At 42.1% G+C, this 19,523-nt stretch carries 18 protein-coding genes; 3 read left to right on the top strand and 15 right to left on the bottom strand.

Translation table 11 applies throughout. From position 1 onward, the window contains the following. Positions 1–4: 4 nt before the first annotated feature. The 15 genes from ACFVSW_RS01135 to ACFVSW_RS01065 form a co-directional block, all read right to left on the bottom strand. Positions 5–781 carry an enoyl-CoA hydratase/isomerase family protein gene (locus ACFVSW_RS01135; protein ID WP_387311255.1) on the bottom strand — a complete coding sequence of 259 codons (777 nt, stop codon included), beginning with the start codon at positions 779–781 and terminating at the stop codon, positions 5–7. 80 nt (positions 782–861) lie between these two features. Next, the gene (locus ACFVSW_RS01130) at positions 862–1,638 is read right to left on the bottom strand and encodes an enoyl-CoA hydratase-related protein (protein WP_387311650.1); all 777 of its coding nucleotides are present in this window, start codon (positions 1,636–1,638) and stop codon (positions 862–864) included. Between the two features lie 56 nt (positions 1,639–1,694). Then, entirely contained in the window at positions 1,695–2,882 is a 1,188-nt protein-coding gene (locus tag ACFVSW_RS01125) for a CaiB/BaiF CoA transferase family protein (RefSeq protein ID WP_387311253.1), read from the bottom strand. Positions 2,883–2,934: 52 nt separating this feature from the next. Then, on the bottom strand, positions 2,935–3,702 hold the full coding sequence (locus tag ACFVSW_RS01120; protein WP_387311251.1) for an SDR family NAD(P)-dependent oxidoreductase: 768 nt from the start codon (positions 3,700–3,702) through the stop codon (positions 2,935–2,937). A gap of 17 nt (positions 3,703–3,719) precedes the next feature. Continuing rightward, the gene (locus tag ACFVSW_RS01115; RefSeq protein WP_387311250.1) at positions 3,720–4,508 is read right to left on the bottom strand and encodes an enoyl-CoA hydratase/isomerase family protein; all 789 of its coding nucleotides are present in this window, start codon (positions 4,506–4,508) and stop codon (positions 3,720–3,722) included. Positions 4,509–4,544: 36 nt separating this feature from the next. Then, positions 4,545–5,456: an acyl-CoA dehydratase activase gene (locus ACFVSW_RS01110; RefSeq protein WP_387311248.1), complete on the bottom strand. Its 912-nt coding sequence runs from the start codon at positions 5,454–5,456 to the stop codon at positions 4,545–4,547. Between the two features lie 159 nt (positions 5,457–5,615). Beyond that, complete coding sequence (locus ACFVSW_RS01105) at positions 5,616–6,920, bottom strand: 2-hydroxyacyl-CoA dehydratase subunit D (protein WP_387311247.1); 1,305 nt, start codon at positions 6,918–6,920, stop codon at positions 5,616–5,618. A 35-nt stretch (positions 6,921–6,955) separates the two neighbouring features. Further along, positions 6,956–8,113, bottom strand: a complete 1,158-nt coding sequence (locus tag ACFVSW_RS01100; protein WP_387311245.1) for a 2-hydroxyacyl-CoA dehydratase subunit D — start codon at positions 8,111–8,113, stop codon at positions 6,956–6,958. Between the two features lie 78 nt (positions 8,114–8,191). Then, positions 8,192–8,962 (bottom strand): SDR family NAD(P)-dependent oxidoreductase, encoded by a 771-nt coding sequence (locus ACFVSW_RS01095; RefSeq protein ID WP_387311244.1) that lies wholly within the window; start codon positions 8,960–8,962, stop codon positions 8,192–8,194. An 82-nt stretch (positions 8,963–9,044) separates the two neighbouring features. After that, complete coding sequence (locus ACFVSW_RS01090; protein WP_387311242.1) at positions 9,045–9,533, bottom strand: acyl-CoA dehydrogenase family protein; 489 nt, start codon at positions 9,531–9,533, stop codon at positions 9,045–9,047. A gap of 95 nt (positions 9,534–9,628) precedes the next feature. Beyond that, a complete protein-coding gene (locus ACFVSW_RS01085) occupies positions 9,629–10,180 on the bottom strand; it encodes an acyl-CoA dehydrogenase family protein (protein ID WP_387311240.1) in 552 nt (183 codons plus the stop codon). Positions 10,181–10,210: 30 nt separating this feature from the next. Then, positions 10,211–11,449 (bottom strand): thiolase family protein, encoded by a 1,239-nt coding sequence (locus tag ACFVSW_RS01080; RefSeq protein ID WP_387311238.1) that lies wholly within the window; start codon positions 11,447–11,449, stop codon positions 10,211–10,213. A gap of 360 nt (positions 11,450–11,809) precedes the next feature. After that, positions 11,810–13,450 carry an AMP-binding protein gene (locus ACFVSW_RS01075; protein ID WP_387311237.1) on the bottom strand — a complete coding sequence of 547 codons (1,641 nt, stop codon included), beginning with the start codon at positions 13,448–13,450 and terminating at the stop codon, positions 11,810–11,812. Positions 13,451–13,803: 353 nt separating this feature from the next. After that, complete coding sequence (locus ACFVSW_RS01070) at positions 13,804–14,742, bottom strand: MBL fold metallo-hydrolase (RefSeq protein ID WP_387311235.1); 939 nt, start codon at positions 14,740–14,742, stop codon at positions 13,804–13,806. Positions 14,743–14,800: 58 nt separating this feature from the next. Continuing rightward, a complete protein-coding gene (locus ACFVSW_RS01065) occupies positions 14,801–15,418 on the bottom strand; it encodes a TetR/AcrR family transcriptional regulator (protein ID WP_387311233.1) in 618 nt (205 codons plus the stop codon). A 276-nt stretch (positions 15,419–15,694) separates the two neighbouring features. Between ACFVSW_RS01065 and ACFVSW_RS01060 the strand changes: the two genes are divergently transcribed. From ACFVSW_RS01060 to ACFVSW_RS01050, 3 genes are all read left to right on the top strand, one after another. Next, positions 15,695–16,276, top strand: a complete 582-nt coding sequence (locus ACFVSW_RS01060) for an anthranilate synthase component II (RefSeq protein WP_387311231.1) — start codon at positions 15,695–15,697, stop codon at positions 16,274–16,276. Then, positions 16,276–18,027 (top strand): aminodeoxychorismate synthase component I, encoded by a 1,752-nt coding sequence (gene pabB, locus ACFVSW_RS01055; RefSeq protein WP_387311229.1) that lies wholly within the window; start codon positions 16,276–16,278, stop codon positions 18,025–18,027. The genes ACFVSW_RS01060 and pabB overlap by 1 nt, the downstream gene beginning before the upstream one ends. Positions 18,028–18,089: 62 nt before the next feature. After that, entirely contained in the window at positions 18,090–19,490 is a 1,401-nt protein-coding gene (locus ACFVSW_RS01050) for a right-handed parallel beta-helix repeat-containing protein (RefSeq protein ID WP_387311228.1), read from the top strand. The last annotated feature ends 33 nt before the right edge of the window (positions 19,491–19,523 follow it).

The raw sequence follows: 19,523 nt of genomic DNA, 5'->3' as shown, positions 1-19,523 counted from the left end.
CGGGTTAAATCCCCTTAAATTCGGGAGCACGTTTTTCCAGGAACGCATTCAATCCCTCTTGAATATCTTCCGTTGCTAATAGGTGAGCTTGAACCGTGACCTCTTGCTCTAAAAAAGTCTCCCAAGGGAGATGGACAGAATGATTTAGCATCTTTTTAACATATTTATTACTTATTGGCGGTCCCTTCAAAATTACCTGAGCGAATTCGCTTGCTTCCTGAAGCAAATCCCCTTCCACCACTTTATTGACTATCCCCCAGTTCTTTGCCTCTTCCATTCCGATAATCTTACCGGAAACAATCCATTCCTTGGCAATGGCCAATGGTACTCGTTCCGATAATAACTTCATTAAGCCAAGATCCGGAATCACTCCTAGATTCACAAAGCTTAGTCCAAACTTCGCTGAGCGGTCAGCGACAATAAAATCGGAAGCAAGTGCAAGACTAAACCCTGCTCCTGCAGCATATCCATGGACAGCAGAAATCACATATTTCTCCATATTTAGAATCATTCTGGTTAGATTTATAGCTTTGTGTAGATAAGAGGCGATATCACTAGGTTTCGTAAACTGCATGATGGTTTCCAAATCTCCTCCGGCACAGTACGATTTCCCTTCGCCTGATAGGAGAACGACTTTGACATCGGCATTTTTATCCAGAGTTTGCAGTGCCTCTGTAAGAGCTTCTACTAAATCGGTTGAAAGTGAGTTCAACTTCTCTGGACGATTGAAAGAAATAGAACCAATGCCGTTCTGAACACTTACCTTAATAGCTTCGGACATATTTACCGCTCCCTTTTTTCAAAAGTTATTATTTCTAAAAAAAATGATAGCTGAAGGTATAGTGCCCTAAAAAAGGGGTGCTACTTCCCTTGAAACTTTGGCTTTTCCTTCGCTAAAAATGCCCTTGCACCTTCCTTTTGATCTTCCGTGGAGCAAAGCTCTTTAAACAACTCAGCCTCTAGGTTTAATGCATTCGCTAGCGGTTGGTCCAACCCTTGAGTGATTGCCTTTTTGGCCGCTCCAATTGCCAACTGTGCCTTTTTCTGTATCTTGACTGATAGGCTCAGAGCATGACTTAGGGCTTCCCCACTAGGAACGAGAATATCCACTAATCCAATTCGGTATGCTTCACTAGCTTCAATAACATCACCGGTAAAAATAAGCTCTTTCGCTTTACCTGTACCGACCAATCTTGGTAATCGCTGTGTTCCGCCGTACCCTGGAATAATCCCTAAATTCACCTCTGGCTGTCCAAATTTCGCCTTTTCTCCAGCAATTCTCATATCACAAGCCATGGCAAGCTCACAACCAGCTCCAAGTGCAAATCCGTCAATAGCCGCAATAACTGGGATTTCAAATGCTTCAAGCCGATCAAAAATACGCTGGCCGATTTTCGCGAGTTCATAACCTATTTCTGGCGTTATATCGAGAAACTGTGTGATATCTGCTCCGGCCACAAAAGCTTTGTCCCCTGCACCGGTAATGATGATCGCCTTTGTATCGGAATTTCTCTTTAGCCCTTGCAGTGTCTGGTCAAGCTCATCCATAATCTGCCGGTTAAGTGCGTTAACTGGCGGATGTTCGATTGTGATAACTGCCGTCCTGCTTTCAAAATGAAGTTTAACAAATGGTTTCATTGACAAAATGCTACCTCCTCGGATAACTAGCTATTATCTTTGACATTTACATTCTTTTAGCTGAAAAGGCCCGTATTGGCCAATTTCTCAATTTTCGATTGAGAGTATCCTAGACTTTTCATAATTGCTTCGGTGTTAGCCTGTGATAGCGGAATCCCTGTATGCCGATACTCAGGTAAAGACTCCGAAAACTTAATCGGATTTGCAATCTGTTTTATTTTGTTTTCATTTGGTCCAGGAACCTCTACAACCATTCCCCGCTCCCGAACAAGCGGACTATCTAATACTTCAGAAAGTTTAAGGACTGGCTCAACACAGGCATCCGCGTCATTGAATAGGTTCATCCAGTCTTCTAATGTTCTCGTTCTAATAATCTGGCGAATCTCTTCCTTGATTGCGGATCCATTCTTTGGTGTCACTCCACCTGTCGCAAAGTCAGGCCTGCCAATCGTTTGACAAAACTGTTTAAAAAATTGCGGCTCGACACCGCCAAAACTCAAGTACCTGCCGTCTTGCGTCTCATAATAATCATACAAAGATCCTCCATTAACAAGGTTTTCTTCCATTCCCACGTCTTTTCCATCGACTAAATAAGAGGCCCCTTGCATGAACGAATTAAAGGCAATCATTCCGTCGGTCATTGAAACATCAATATGCTGCCCCTTACCAGTCCGCTCTCGATAGATGACAGCTGACAGAATGCCAATTATGGCATTGTTAGAACCTGAAGCAATGTCCCCGATTTGCACACCTAAAAGCGGCGGGCCAGATTCTTTTTTCCCTGAGTATGATGCGACGCCTGACATCGCTATGTAGTTAATGTCGTGCCCCGCCCGATTCCTCATCGGACCTGTCTGTCCATAACCAGTTAACGAGCAATAAATCAGTCTTGGATTTACCTTTTTAAGGCTCTCGTAATCGAGATTTAATTTCGCCATCACACCTGGGCGAAATTGCTCAATGATAATATCGTACTCACCTAGAAGCTGGTGAATCACTTCCTGCGCACGCGAATCTTTAAGATTTAGGGTCATGAGCTTTTTATTTCTGCTTAATTGCGCCGACACGGATGACAACTCTGTCCCAGGCAGGTAAGGTGGTAAAAAATCAACTACATCAGGCCTAGTTCCAGATTTAATTCTTAAAACATCCGCTCCCATATCTGCCAAGCACATCGTTGCGTAAGGTCCCGGAACCAATGTACTAAAATCTAGTATTTTCAGACCTTCAAGTGCTCCAGCCATTTTCATTCTCCTTTCTGAATGTTTCATTTATTGACTAGTCTTAGTTTCTTGTTTATTTTGCTGGGAGCTGTGCTGCACCGTCCAGCATAATCGTCGTTCCATTAATATAAGGATTCTCCACAATATGACTAACCGTTGCCGCATATTCTGACGGTCTGCCCAACCTTTTCGGAAAAGGAATATGCTTTGAAACCTCCTGCTTAAAGGACTCAGGCATACCACTAGACATTTGTGTATCGAAAAGACCTGGTGAAATGGAAACAATCCGCATTCCGTAATCCCCAATCTCACGGGCAATTGGAAGCGTCATGCCGACCACTCCGGCTTTGGAAGCACTGTACGCCGCCTGACCCAGCTGACCAGCAAAAGCAGCTGCCGAGGCTGTAGTGACAATAACACCCCTCTCCCCATTTTCATCTGGTTCATTCTTCCGCATTTCTTGTACTGCATAACGGACCACGTTCATTGTCCCGATTAAATTTACCTGTATCACATTATTGAACATATCCATTGGAAAAAGTCCCTTCTTTGAGTGGACCTTTGCTGCATATATAAGACCTGCACAATTGACCGCCACATGGATGGCACCAAACTCTGAAGTAACCGCTTCCATAGCTTCGCGAACAGAGCTTTCATCACTTACATCTGTCTTGCAAAAAACGGCGGATTCACCAAGTTCCCTTGCAAGATTCTCCCCGCGATCTTCATTCATATCTAAAATTCCTATCTTAGCGCCCTTTTCCACAAACAGTCTCGAACAAGACTCACCGAGACCCGATGCGCCGCCGGTAATGATAAACACACGATTTTCTATTTTCACTTTTGGTCACCCTCCTATCAATAACCCTTGAATTCAGGTTTGCGTTTCTCGGCAAATGCTTTAAGTCCTTCGGCAAGATCGTAGGAGCGTACATGCTGCCTGAGGTTTAGCATCTCATGGCGTAATGCCGCATCCTGAGTTTGATCCAAAGCTGCGTTCGCCACTTCCTTCATCCGACTAAGCACCAATGGACTTTTGGCGGCGAGCTTCTCAACAAACTTTTCTACTTCGAAGGAAAGCTCGCCATCCGGGACCACCTTATTCACTAAACCAAACCTTTCCATTTCAGCAGCTGAAAGAAAATCGCCGCTGAAGAGGAGATACTTCGCCCGGTTGAGACCGATTTTCTTCGGTAGTACAGCCGCACCACCGGCACCAGGAAATACGCCGAAGTTAGAGTGAGCATCTCCAATCTTGGAACTTTCTGCTGCAAAAACAATATCGCAGCACATGACAAGCTCGAGTCCCCCCGCCAGTGCAAGACCGTTAATCGCAGCAATGACTGGCTTGGGCATTTTCCGAATCAGTCCGCACACCTCGTCAAACATATCAAGGAAATCTTTCATCCCCGGTTGTGAAGGTTTTAATGAGGAAAGCACGTTTTTAAGGTCTGCCCCAGCGCAAAATGCTTGCCCTGTGCCGGTAAGGACGACTGCCTGAATACTCCTGTCAGATTGACATTCAGATAGTACAGTCTCCAATTCCTGGAGCATAGTTGATGATACCGAGTTCATATTTTCAGGACTATTTAAAATAATCCAAGCGCCGGCACCCCGACGCTCAAATAGGATCGTTTCATACTGCATGGCCTTCTCCCTTCCCAATCTAGGTTTCAAAACGATTTAGGTAGTTTTGTTTAGTTGATAATTCTGTATCGAACAACTCGCACAATCTTTGGCCGGTGCCCGGGACTTATTTAAATCTTCCTCTTCCTCCACCTTTTTCCTAATTCCTGTAGCGAAATCGTTCGCAAATAATGCCGCCCCTAAAGCGCCAACGATCTGGGGTTCATTAGGGATAAAAATCGAAACACCTAAAGATTGCTCTAAGGCATGGACCAAGCCAATATTTTTGGCGCCGCCACCTGTCATCATGACCGGTTTTTGCATCCCTACACGCCCAACCAAACCTTTCATTCTCCCTGATATCGCTTTATGCATTCCAGAAAGAATATCGATCGTTGAGTGTCCCTCAGCCACTAAGGAAATGACTTCTGACTCCGCAAATGTTGTACACATGCTGCTGATTTTGATATCAGCGTCTGATTGCATAGACAACTTGCCAATCTCAGTCAATTCAACGTCTAACGCTCTCGCCAGAACTTCGAGAAATTGGCCGGTTCCGGCAGCACATTTATCATTCATAGCAAAGTTTTTGACGTTTCCCGATGGATCGACTGCAATCACTTTACTGTCCTGACCTCCAATATCAATCACCGTTTTTACTTCGGGATAAAGATAGTTGGCCCCCTTTGCATGGCAGCTAATTTCTGTCAAATTCTTAGCGGCAATTTCTAACCTTTTACGTCCATAGCCAGTACTTACTGTATATGCGATATCATCAAGGACTAATCCCGCCTTTTCCAATGCCTCATCGATGGCCATGAAAACAGCCTTTTGACTTACAAAACCCAATTGTTTGACACTATGTGATACAATACGTTTATTCCCGTCGATAATTACTGCTTTGCCAGTTAGGGAACCACTATCCACACCCATTGTATAAAAGGAAGAACCATCCATTTTCGATGTCATCTAACTCACTCCTTTATTATTCTGTTAATCTACAAAAGGGTCGACTCTCCCTAAATTGTTGATCCAGAATATTAACCACTTTTTGAATCTGTCAGGGAGATTCACTCCCGGACAAACTCAATCTTGTTTGAAGGTTTACCAAAGATTAACCAAAGAATGTCATCCCCTGCTTTTCTGAGCTTCTAGGCTTTCAATTAGGGCTTCGATTCGGGTATTGACGAGTTCTTCCTTGTAGAATGAATCGTCGACCATGTCACCTTCAAACGAAGTAGATTGGATGCCCATCTTTTTATTCAGGTTTTCAGCTAACAAGAAATGTGAACGGGAGAACGATCGGCATGTTCTTGCACCATGAAAGACAATACCATCGATGGAATATTCCTTGGATAATGTCATCATCCGTTCCTCTGTTATCGGATAACCAAGATTTAATTGGCACTCGAGGTGATTAATCGCAATTCCCCTCAACGGATGTTCAGGGTCTATCGAATCTGGTTCATGCCAGAAGGCCATATGTGTATATCGGCCAGCGACCACTGTGGCATCATAACTGGCAAACTTATCAGCCATCCAGCCAAGCTTATTCCAATTCATGATTCCTTCCCAGAAAATGCGATACTTTTCGGTCGGAACAGCACTTACACCATTGTCGAGCCTCTCTTGTACTTCTGCTTTAACCGCTTCCATTGCTTCCACTGTTCCCGGCCATGCTGTGAGATAATTAACTGGTGCAATTTGAATGGACCAATCAAAGAAACTCGCAGGAGCTGGTTTCGCCTTACATAGTTCCATAGCCTCCATCCGAAGTTGACCAACCTTCTTGGTGACACCCATTAACTCTTGAAATTTATCCCAATTATAAGGTTTCCCGCTTATTACCTCTAAAAACTTAATCAAATCTTCAAACTGTCTCTCAACGTATTTAACATTTTCCTCAAATTCTTCCCCTTTCATATAGGTAGAACCGTTACGTCCCATATGATACGGAATGACGACATTGAACCACGGGATTTTTTTGCCGAAGACCCGCTCGATTGCCCAATCCCACTGCGGGCCGGTTGAACAGCCAGGATAGCAGGTAACAATGGCATCCGGCGCCGGTATTTCGGTTGCAATTGGACCTGGCATTAAATCATCCGGGACCCCAAATTCAGCGAACATCGCACAACCCATCTGTGTTCTGGCATAGGAGCAAAGTTCACGATTAAATCCGCGGTTCTCTGCAAAGGTTTGAGGTTCTTTTTCCTCGTGTCTAGCTGCTACACGTGCACCGTATCCTTCTCCATGGATCCACGCCAAATCCTGTGCTGCCATAAATGGACCAATTGGCAGACCAGTCGTATAAACGACTTTTTTACCAGTCTTCTTTGCATTAATTAGATCCTCCCAATACTCATTGACCAGCTTGTTAACCAATTTTCCTGATTTTAGCCTATTCGCTCTTTTCGCTTCCTGTACTGTCATTTATCATCATTCCTTTCTATTTTTGTTACAAGCATTTAAACAGCCATTTCAACAAAGGCTTCTAATCTAGTCTTAATGGTTTCAATCGAATCAAGTTCGTGTGAGATTTCTAGGAGCAGGTGAGGGATTCCAGCCGCTTGCATGGCATCTTTGATATCTGGATAGAAGAACATATGTGGTTCACAAAATTGTGCCATCACAATAACGAGTTGGTCTGCCTTATGCTTTCTCATCGAGTCAACAAGGTATTGAGGCCAGTCGGTTTTAGGGTCACATCGAGTTGGACAAGGTACGTTCGTGTTCTTATCTATATAATGAGCAGCGATTGCCTCCAACGGTTCCCTGGCATCCTCACTAATATTGTCACTTATATATCTGAAACCGTGGAAAAGGTCATCGCCGACCACGACAGCCCCTGATTCTTCAACGAGCGACAATATTTCGCTTTTAGGGGCTCCACAAAAGCTGCCAGATAAGAAGACACGTACTCCTCCCTGTTGCTTAGAATCCTTTTGTTCGGTAAGCTTTAGCAATAGACTTTCTAATATCGCGTTATGCTCTTCCTTGGGCATGACCATACTTGACTTAATAATCGACATCATCTCACTAGAACTTAGAATCCCAGGATTTGCTGTTCTTAACTCGTATAATTCTCTGATGAGGCTGCGATTCTTGTTATATATGCGAATGCTTTCACGGATGGACTCGGCACTAATCTCTCTGCCTGTGAATCTTTCAGTATCTCTCTTTAATTCCTTTAAGCCTTGAACAATATCTCCTTGCGTCCATGGCTGGTTACCAACAGGCAAGCGGAAAAACATATTGTTGACTTTAGGAAGAAGATTCCCTACTACCTCCGAACCGCCAACGGCTTGAATACAGTAATCTCCGCCAACGAATGCGTCAAGGAAATCTAATTCTCCCTTGGCCGCTTGATCGACAACACTGCGGGTGGGTCCACAAAAGTAGGAAGGATAATATGCGTGACCAGAGGTAATTGGTTCCTCCTTTACTTGAAGAACAATCGGTAAAATTCCCGCTGCATGAAGTAATTCTTCTGGAAAATGCATAATGGAACATCCAATAATCTTGGAGCCTGTTTCCATTTTCCACTCTTTCGCTCTTTCGTAGGGGTCCGCTGCAATTTTGGTTAAGTTACTCAAGATTTCATCTGCTGTTAAATTTACATACATATACGTGTTCCCTCCTTTAATTTCTTGCCTTACTTTTTTATTTTGATAATTTACTAAAACAAAAGGTATTGAGATTTGTTAGCCCGCGAAGGATAGCCCACCATTGATACTAAGAGTTTGACCCGTAATTCGGTCAGATTCTGGTGAGGCAAAGAAAAGAGCAGCTTCTGCGACATCTTCTGCATTTGGAAGACCAAGCTTTGCACGATCGACTGCTTTTTGAAATACATGACTGGCCTCGGTAGCCATAACGGCATCAAAGCCAGGAGTGTCCTGAATGACTGTTAAACAAAGGGCATTCACCCGAATTTGCCAGCGGGCGAATTCATTGGCTAAAGCTTTATTCATTAGCACCAGCCCTGCCGCTGCCGACCCAATGAGAGATTCTCTTGGCGTTGCAATTCTCCCGGCATCACTGGTAATAATGACAATTTTCCCATAATTCTGCTCCCGCATATGGTCGAGCAAAGCCCGGATTGCATAAAGCCGGGATGATTGTTGACTGTTTAGACATCCATCATAGTCATTTGGATCCAGTTCATGAAAGAACTTGGCATATTGGACAGTGGCACCACCATTTGCTATTAAAATATCAATCTTTCCCATTTCAGTAACAGCCTTGTCAGCCATTTCCTTAACAGAATCATAGACAAACAAGTCACATTCTAAAAATACGGCTCTTCGCCCTAGTTCCTTTATCTCCGATACTACCTGCATACCTGCTTCGTGGTTTCTCCCACTAACCACCACATCAGCTCCACTCTTTGCGAGCTTTAAAGCTGTGGATTTGCCGATTCCATTCGTCCCACCTGTAACAAGGGCAACTTTTCCTTCTAGATTGGTAATCATGTTTTTCTCCTTTTTTGATTAGGTTTAATTTTCTGTAATCCATAATCAGTTTTTCCTAACACGTTTCGTTTGCCCCATGTTGTTATTTGGACTGGAGAACACGGCCGATTGCCATGACCTCGGCTTCCTTCGTTCCTTCATAGATTTCGAGAATTTTAGCATCCCGATACCATTTCTGAACACTGTATTCCTCCATATAACCGTATCCACCATGAATTTCTATGGCAGCGTTTGCACAAAAAACGGCTGTCTGACCGCCCAAATATTTAGCCATTGCTGATAGAGTAAAATCGGGTTTTCCCGTATCAACGAGCCACGCCGCCTTATAAACCAGATTTCGCAGTGCTTCAGTTTTGACTGCCATTTCAGTCAATTTGGTCATGGTGGCTTGGTAACTGCCGATTGGGTTCCCAAAAGCATGCCTTTCTTTCGAATACTTGACCGCAGCATCTAGGCATGCCTGAGAAATTCCAAGCGCCTGAGCAGCAACCATCATCCTGGTAATATCAAAGAAGTGCATTAACTGAGGGAACCCTTTGCCATCGGTTCCGACAAGATTAGTCTGGGGCACGCGGACATTATCCAATGAAATTTGGGCGGTATCACTGGCCCGGATTCCTAATTTTCCATACAGTTTTGTTCTAGTGATTCCATCCGTATTTGCGTCTACGATAATCTGTGAGAATCGCTTGTGCCTTTTTTCTGGGTAATCGCTTGCACGACCATAAAATCACAAACCGTTCCATTGGTGATAAATATTTTGCTGCCATTAATCACGAAATCATCACCATCGCGGACAGCCCGTGTTTGATATCCGGCAGCATCGGTACCGGCATTGGGCTCGGTAAAGGCACCTGAAGAAACCCATTCTCCTTGACAAACTTGCGGCAAATACTTCTGTTTCTGCTCCTCTGTTCCGTAAAGATAAATCGCTTCACATCCAAAGCTAGCGGTAATAATATTCGTGCCAATTCCCATATCCACTCGGGAAAGCTGTTCCGTAATAACGGCTTGCCCTAGGATTCCCATTCCGGCTCCGCCATACTTTTCCGGAATCCAGGCTCCAACCAGCCCCAGTTCGGCGGCTTTCCTACGGATTTCTGGTGTATACTTCTCTTGTTTATCACATTCCGATGAATGTGGAGCGATTTCATTGACCGCGAACTTGTACGTCATTTCCCTTAACATATTCAATTCGTCCGATAAATTAAAATCCACATTTCCACTTCCTTCTCTATCTTTTAGCGGTCACACTTTTTCTAAAATATGAATACACATGGCAGCTTCTTCAACACCAATACTTCCGCCGCCGTTCTCAGCAAGTCCGATTCTGGCGCCAATCACCTGTCTGTCGCCCGCTTCTCCCCTGAGCTGTGTGACAACTTCGTAAATCTGCGCAAGGCCGGAGGCACCAATGGGGTGTCCTCTACTCTCAAGTCCTCCACTCGTATTGATTGGAATTGATCCCCCAAGTGTTGTCGCACCTGATTCAGCAAGTGCGCCTCCCTCTCCAGGCGGACAAAATCCCATCGCCTCGCTTTGGTGCAGTTCCCCGTATGCGGTAGCATCATGTAACTCTGCAAGGTCAATATCCTGAGGACCAAGGCCGGCCTTCACATAGGCAGCTTTGGCAAGTCTTTCACCGATATCTTCCCCGTCAAGGTCTCTATCGGAACCTTGCCCATGCACCGAGGCAAGAATTTTTATCGGACGAGGTTTCTTTAACTTTTTTATAAAAGATTCTGAGCAAACTATGACGGCTGCTGCACCATCCCCTACCGGCGCACACATGCTTCGGGTTAAAGGGTATGTTACCGGGCTATCTTTTAAAACATCATCAATACTCATACGGGTCTGGTATTGTGCATAGGGATTGAGCGAAGAGTGAAAGTGATTCTTAGATGCAATCGCTGCCAATTGTCTTTGCGTCGTTCCATACTTGTTCATATGCCAGCGAGTCATCATCGCGTAAACATCCATAAAAACACTTCTGCCAGTACCAGGTGCGGATTCTTCTGGAGGATGGCAACCTTCGAGATTTTTTCCATAATCCAATAGCAAACCGATCTGTTTTTCATAATTTTCGACATCCATACAACTGGAATAGGCAGATAACGATTTAGCTTTGTCAGGGTTCGTAAGCTTTTCAGAACCGACAGCAATGGCGACGTCATACATTCCTGCCCGTACTCCGGTATAGGCTAGGTGAAGGGCAGTTGATGCACCTGCACAGGCATTTTCAACATTAGTTACGGGGATCCGGTCCATCCCCATCCCCCTGAAAACCACCTGTCCACGAATCGAGTGCTGACCTTCAAACATCCCCCAAAAGGTATTGGAGAAGAATCCAGCCTCTAGATCCTCTTTATTTATCCCAGCATCGTTTAATGATTGATGAATTACGTCCTCCGCCATGGTACGAACTGTCTCTAACGGATATTTACCAAATTTATTCATCCCGATTCCGATGATATATACATCCTGCATAAATCTTTTTTACCCCCAATTCTTTATAGTTGGATCAACTGCAATTTCTTTGCTAAACACAGGCATTCACCTTTAAAGCGTGAATATCAACCATTCGTTCAAGGTTATTTTTACCTTCCGTAATATTCAGATAATTCCTTTAAATACATTGTAGTCATATATGACATTAGTGTCAATAACTTAATTATATGTATTTATACTTACTTAGTCCCTAGTTTCAATTTGAAAAAACTGAAATAGGGAGCTCAATTTGCAGCTCCCTTGGGTAGATTCGTATTTTATCTCCGTAACATTATTTTTTATACACTAAGGATTTAAAATCCCTTTTTTAACAAAGAGATCAACTTACTTTAATCAACTCTATCTTTTATTAAGCTGAGGTTCATCTTTTAAAACTATTTCACGCAGCTTGAACTTTTGTATTTTACCTGCTGCTGTTGTCGGGAACTCATTGACGAAAAACCAAAACCTTGGCCTTTTATAACTCGCCATATTTGCTTTACAGTATTCAGTCAGTTCTTCCTCTGTTGGTTTGTTCGCATGTGACTTTGGAATAATAATTGCTGCGACTTGCTCTCCCCAGTATTCATCCGGCAAGCCAATCACAGATACGTTTCCAATCTTCGGATGTTCCTTCAGAAGGTTTTCTACTTCAATCGGGTAAATGTTGACACCTCCACGTATTATCAAATCCTTCAATCGGCCCCTAATCTTTATGAAACCGCGTTCGTCCATAGAGCCAAAATCACCGGAGTGGAGCCAGCCATCATCCTTTAGTGTAGCGGCCGTTTCTTCCGGCATATTATAATAGCCAACCATCGTTTGATAACCACGGCAGCAGATTTCTCCATCCTTCCCCAGTGGGAGCACTTCACCGGTTGCCGGGTCAGCAATTTTTACTTCAATATGGGGATATGGCTGCCCAATGGTTTCAGCCTGGTCCTCTGGTGTATCATCGAGATGAGTTTGCGTCGTCCCCCCATGCATCTCTGTTTGCCCGCACACGATCGACATTCCACAGCCCAATTCCTTTTTAACACGCCGAACTAAATATGGTTCTACTTTCGATGCTCCAGATAAAATAGAGTTTAAGGTTGAAAGATCATACTGATCGCGTTCAGGTAAGTTTAGGATTGCCTCAACCATCGTAGGGACGAGGAGAGCGAATGTCCCCTTCTCCTCCTCAACTAGCTTTAGAAAAAGCGCTGGGTCAAAACCTCCCACTAGTACATGGGTACCACGCTGTTGCAAAGTCCCCAATACAGCGAAACCACAACCGCCCATATGAACCAATGGCATGACATTTACCCACACCCCGCCTTTTTCCATACCGGCACGTTCGGCCATGAATTTTGTACTATTAGTCATACCCTTATTATGGAGGATTGCTCCTTTTGGGTTGCCGGTCGTTCCCGACGTGTACATAATCACAAAAGGATCTTCTGACTTAACTTCCGGGAAGGTTACAGTCTTGTTCCCAGAATGAATGAAATCCTCGAAATCTGAAAAATTGATAACTTCTCTAAGCGTCGGTAAATTTACACGAACCTCGTGGGCTGTTTGGAGCATATTGTGACCGCGATATTCCTCCGTTAGGAATAGGCCTGCTGCCTCTGATTGCCGTAAAACATATTCGAGTTCTTTTCCCCTTAAAGCAGGGTTCACCGTGACCAAAATGATACCTGCAATCGCGCAGCCATATTCGATTAACATCCATTCAATTCTATTTGGTGCCCATATGGCCACCCGTTCACCAGGCTTGAACTTGTTTAACAGGGCACAAGCCACCCTTTCTGCGTCTGAGAGAAGTTGAGCGTAGGTCCAGCGTCTGCGGCGAGCTGGGTCCATTACCCCATCTATCAATGCAATGCGATTCGGCACTTCTGCTGCTACTTGCCGTAATACCTGAGCAACAGTTGAGTCATGCAAAGTTCTAGATGTATCAGCTGGCCAATACGATTCAGTTAAACGTCTAGAGTGATATACGTTGTGGTTTTCCATATTGATCTCCCCTTGCCAGGATAAGTTTAGGACATCATTCTATTAGGTTTAGAAACTCTTAGTTGTGCAATAAAAATTATAGTACGCCTTATTGCAAACAACTTGGGCATTATCAACCTTTTCCTTATTAGTATGATTTGCTGAGGTGAAGTAAAAGAAGGAGGTTTGAAGAATATTCCCTTTTTAGCACTTATGTGCCGAAGTATTATTAATCCAAAAAATATCTTTGCTAATTCTCGATATTCATCACCTCCATTAACTTTTTGTTGTAATTTTCCGATTATTCCCTCAATTGACATTGTAGGCATATATGACTACAATGTCAATAATTTCATAAATTTTTTTGGATAAACCTAAACAGCCTCGTAATACCATGTGCCCTCTTCAAAACTTCTTGTGCACTGCTGATTCAAAAATAGGTATTCCAAATGTGCTAAGGTTTCTCCAATTGCGAATCGGGTTTCGTGGATTGTCAAATTTTTAAACAGTCGCCGGCTAACTTCAATGATAGAAGAAGGCTGCTTAATAGATTGATAGACTATTTCCAATCTCTCGTGATGGTGCGCCAATAATTCATCAATTCTTTTATTGGCATTTCGGAATGGCTTACCATGGGAAGGAATGACAACATCTGCATCTAAACATTTAATCTTGTTCAGCGATTGAAAGAAGGCTTCAAGCGGATTACGAATACCTCTAAAAAAATATGAGATATTGGGTGAAATTCTAGGTAAGATATGATCAGTAGAAAAAAGGATACTATTTTCATTATTATATAATGTAATTAATCCATCAGAATGACCTGGGGTGAAAATAACTTCATATTCGTGTTTGCCAAATAATAGTTTCATACCCTCTGTGAGGTACTGATTGATCGTAGGATACGGTTGAACTCGATTAAGAAATCTTTCTTCATCAACGATTAATTCTGATAGATCGTCTTTAGGAAGGCCGTATGTGTAAAAATTCTTTTTTACACATTCCATAGAGTCGGCTTCCCAGTAGCTCAAACCTGCTTTCGCATCCACCTCTGTCATCCAAACATCAGCATTTGTTAATTCCTGCAGTTTTCCGGCAAAGCCAAAATGGTCAGGGTGATAATGTGTTAAGATGATATCCTTCACATCATGTTTCTCAATAATTGGTTTCCAAATATTTTCGGATACTTCTGTATTTAATCCCGCATCAATAATCGTCCAGCCCCAAGCCCCTTCTGCTAAAAAACAATTGACATGATTTAATCGGAATGGCAGTGGAATCGTAACTTGTGTAACTCCTATTTGAGACAGCAATTTCAGTTTCCCCCTTTTAGTTTTTAAGAAGATTTATAGTTATTCTTTTTTACCAAAATTATTGTGTTTTAAAAATGGCTCGATAGCATAGGTCTGTTAGAGAGTCTGCAACAGCATTGATATCCTCAGAACTCAAGTCCTCCGTCATTAAATAATGGCCATATCCCTCAAACATACAAGTTAACGAGCGAATGGTTACATCTACATTTATGTCGTGGCAGTACCCCTTATCCACTGATCCTTTGATGTCATGTTCAATTCGTTTAAATAGGCTTTCGCTAATTTTCAGCCATTTTCCCTCAAATTGTTTATCCACCATTACGGCTTCCTTTAATGCCAACAAAATGCTTCTATTATTCACATAATATTCCAATATCCCACGGGCTTCATATCTCATTCTTTCATAAATACTTAATTGCATATTCTTCGGCTGAACATAGTCATTCACCTTATCGGCCAGCTCGTCAACCAATTTACCGAGAAGGTCCTGCTTATTTTTAAAATGATGGTAAAAGGTTCCATGTCCGACGTCAGCACGGGACGTAATGTCATCCACCGTCGTCTTCATATAACCAACTTCAGTAAACGCTTCCATTGCTCCAGCAATAAGCTGCTCCCTAATCCTCGCCTTGCGCCGATCCGTTCTTGTAATATTCTCAGTTTTCTTCATTTCCATGATTCTATTACTCCTTTATAAATACAAATTAACTTAACTAAAATTGTAGTCACTTGTGACACTGATGTCAATATTCAAAACGAAACGTTTTTCCATTTAAACATTGACATCGAATGGATTTAAATTTATTGTAATCTTGGTCTGTAATTAAACAGATTGGTAAAATTCTTTTAAAGGCTTTCAGTTTTTCGAAATACTTCAAGCAAAGAATTTAGGAACCAACATAGCCAGTCACGGTTCGTAAAATATTCAAACGAAATGGGGCCAGAATCAACAGTGATATTAGTAATTGATAACTATGACTCATTTACGTTCAATTTAGTCCAGTACATCCGAAAAATCGGCGAAGAGGTCGTTGTGATTCGGAATGATCAGATCTCACTAGATGATTTAGAAGAGATGCAGCCGGATTCAATCCTTCTTTCTCCCGGTCCCGGTAATCCTGATTCAGCCGGTATTTGTTTAGATGTTGTGAAAACGTATTATCAAAAAGTCCCTATTCTCGGTGTCTGCCTTGGACAACAAATTATTGCCCAAGCATTTGGAGGTACTGTGATAAAGGCGTTGAAACCGATGCATGGCAAAATCTCGCTCATTCGCCATGATCAAAATGCTATTTTCCGTGATATTCCGTCACCATTACAGGTAACCAGATATCATTCCTTAATCGTAGATGAGATGACACTTCCCCCCTGTCTTGAAATTAGTGCAAGAAGTGAGGATGGAGAAATTATGGCAATCCGCCTTAAGCACTATACAGTAGAAGGAGTCCAATTCCATCCTGAGTCAATTATGACGAAAAACGGATTACAAATGTTAGAGAATTTTTTTACAAAAATTAAAGGAACCCAAAGATGATGACAAATAACATGAAACAACACCCGCTGTTAGCGTTTGAATTTGCTGATTTGAAAGGCAACATAAAACCGCTTACATTTCAAGATCCAGTCCAGGTGATTATAGCTGATTCAATCGAAGATGTAATACCAAGCTTTCAACATGTCCAGGATGCAGTTGATAACGGTTATTATGCTGCTGGTTTTTTATCTTACGAAAGTGCACCCGCCTTCGATTCTGCTTATCGAGTCAAAGACAAGAGTTCAATGCCGCTGCTATGGTTTGGAATCTTTTCGGAGCCGCTTCATCAACCGCTCAGCAGTAATGGTGCGTATTCTCATACGGAATGGACCCTATCTGTTGGTACTGATGAATACAATAAATCCATCTTATCGATTAAACAAGCGATTGAGTGTGGCGATACATACCAGACAAACTATACGATTCGACTGAACGCTCACTTCCAAGGAGACGATATCGCTTATTTCGAGAAATTAAAGAAGGCTCAAGCTTCCAATTATTGTGCCTACATCAACACAGGTGCGCATAGTATTTTGTCTGCTTCTCCTGAACTGTTTTTTCATTTAGAGGGTGACAATATTACTACTCGACCAATGAAAGGAACAACGAAAAGAGGAAAAACCTTTACAGAAGATGAAGAAAACGCCAACTGGCTCTATCATTCTGAAAAAAACCGTGCTGAAAATCTCATGATTGTTGACCTGCTGCGAAATGACTTAGGCATGATCGCCGAACCTGGTACGGTTTCCGTTCCAAAGCTATTTGAAATTGAACATTACCCTACCGTTCATCAAATGACTTCAACCATTACAGCAAAGATTTCAGCTAATACTAAACTCGTTGAGATTTTTAAAGCCCTATTTCCTTGCGGCTCGATTACGGGTGCTCCGAAAATCAGCACGATGAACATCATTGCTGATTTAGAAACGGCACCGCGGAATGTCTATTGTGGGGCAATTGGTTTTATTACACCCAATAAGGAAGCTATTTTTAATGTACCGATTAGAACAGTTTTGATTGAACATCAATCTGGAAAGGCAACTTATGGCGTCGGCGGCGGGATTACATGGGATTCAACTACTGAAGGTGAATATGAAGAAATCCTTGCAAAAGCAAGTTTACTTGAAGAAAACAGACCAGCGTTTCAATTGCTGGAAAGCTTATTATTAGACGCCGGAAGCTATTTTTTGTTAGATGAACATCTCAATCGCTTGAAAAATTCAGCTCAATACTTTTGTTTTCCATGTAATTTGGAGGATGTCAACGAGGCTTTACAAACGTTTGCGAGACATAATAACGAGGGTAAGTTAAAAGTACGGCTCCTTTTGGCAATTGACGGGGAGATCATCATTGAAGGGAACCCGATTACACCACCTGAGGCTGCTCTAAAGGTGATGCTTGCCGACAAACCGATAGATAAAAGCATGCCCTTCTTATACCATAAAACAACGAACCGGGATGTTTACACTTCATTTCAAATGATGAAACCTGTTCATGTGTTCGATGTGCTTCTTTGGAATGAAGACGGAGAGTTGACTGAGTTTACCAATGGGAATCTCGTTTTAGAAATTGATGGATTATTGTGGACACCGCCAGTGAAAAGCGGATTATTAGCTGGCACATTTCGTGAAAAGTTACTTAAAACTGGAAACATTCACAAAAAAACATTAACAGTTGCAGATTTGCGAAAAAGTACGAACATCTGGTTTATCAATAGTGTGCGAAAATGGGTGGAGGTTCAATTAACATAGAAATATAGCATTTTACGACTTAAATTGGAAAAATTCTTCGCACAGCACCGGGGGAACGTTTTATGAGAAAAGTTAGTAGAAAAAGGAATTTATTCTATTTTTCAATATTCTTAGGCTTTATTGTTCTGTTCTGGACTTTAACAAGGCACCATTCTATACAGTTTCAAGATTCTAGCAACAAGACAATCGAACAAAATCCTCAAAGTTATTCAAACCAGTTACTTTCAAATGTATCACCGGAACAATTTGGGGCTGATGGATTTGATGATAAATTGGATACGAAGGCACTGCAGGCCGCCATTAACAAGAGCTCGAAAGTGACATTGAAGAATGGGGCTACTTATATAATTGACAAACCACTTACTTGCAACCATGCGATTACGATTGTTTCTGAAGATGAAAGTAAAAGTCCTGCTGTAATTTTACAAAAAAATAAAACAAGTGCCTTTATTTTCGAGAACAAACCGGTAAACACAACAAATGTGATTGAAAAAATGTCAAAGAATGATCGTTACGTGGTTTTAGAAAATACGAAGGGAATGAAGCAAGGGGGTTTGCTTCACTTAAAGTCTGATAAACTTTGGTACTGGGATAATCGTGATTATCTAACAAAAGGTGGGCTGTATAAAATTACAAAGATCCGCAATCAAAAAGTATATCTGGATCGTGACTTAAGTGAAAGCTACGATATTGGTATAAATGAAAACGTCACTGTAGATGCGTATGCGAATCATGAGATAAATTTAAAGGGAATTTCATTTACCCATCCATTGCCTTATGATTCAAAAATGGTCGTTATTCATTTTTCAAGCAACGCCACGATTAGTGATGTGTCCATAAGTAATTCAAAACTAACAGGTATATTTTTGAATAAAACATTTGCGACAACAATTCAAGATGTCAATATCAATCTTGGCGTTACTAAAAAGACAAAGTTAGGCTATGGCATTCAGGATTATGGTGGTTCAGGGACGATTATACAAAACAGTATTTTCAAGAATGTTCGCAGAGGGGTGGATTTTTCTGGAGATACCCCCTCCCGCTATGGGATCGTATCTGACTCCAAGGTATTCGGAGCAAAAAAGGGCAGCCTCGCACCAGGTAACAGTGGATTTGGAACTCATTCAACGGCTGAACATATTTTATTTAAAAACAATTATGTTGTAAATTTTAACCAAGCTTTTCTCGTGAGAGGCAATGAAATTACGATAAAAAATAATATCCATACTGGTAAAAGCAACTATTTTTTATCCCTTGGATATGGGAATCATGTCACACTCCAAAATAATATCTATAAGAGCACAACCAATGATTCACTAAAAAGTTTCGTATTAATTCAGAATAGTTATTTTGGCTCGTTAATAGCCGAGGGTAACAGAAGCGGAGACAATCCAACATTCATTGGCGGTAATCTCAAACACTTAGAAAAGTTAGCATTACAAAAAAAAATATCCATTAATTAAAATAGGAAAGGAGTAGCGTCTCCCTTCCTTTTT

This window comes from Neobacillus sp. NPDC058068, from assembly GCF_042885335.1.
Classification (GTDB): Bacteria; Bacillota; Bacilli; order Bacillales; family Cytobacillaceae; genus Neobacillus.
Note: the sequence above shows the minus strand (reverse complement) of the source record. Positions and strands in the feature narration are given on the sequence as shown.